Raw genomic sequence first — 295 nt, 5'->3', positions numbered from 1 at the left:
ATTCTACAGCAAACTATTGAGAATCAATGCCCTAAAATTCACAAAAAACGACTTAAATCTCTGATACTTGCAACCAAAGCGGTTCTTGATGGCTCTGACCTAACACTCACCAAAATTGGAAGAGCTCTCGACACTGATACCACAGTGAAACATGCCATCAAACGTATCGACCGACTACTTAGTAATCGCAATCTACATCGTGAAAAAGAGTCCATATATAAATGGCATGCCTCCTTTATTACCCGTGCCAATCCATTTCCGGTGGTGCTGGTTGATTGGTCGGATGTTCGAGAGC

At 42.4% G+C, this 295-nt stretch carries 1 pseudogene; it reads left to right on the top strand.

The features are described from left to right. Positions 1-295 (top strand): annotated as a pseudogene (locus tag TW84_RS24775) (IS4 family transposase); the annotation flags it as partial.

Source organism: Vibrio neptunius (assembly GCF_000967495.1).
Classification (GTDB): domain Bacteria; phylum Pseudomonadota; class Gammaproteobacteria; order Enterobacterales; family Vibrionaceae; genus Vibrio; species Vibrio neptunius.
This window is presented reverse-complemented; position numbering and strand designations above follow the sequence as displayed.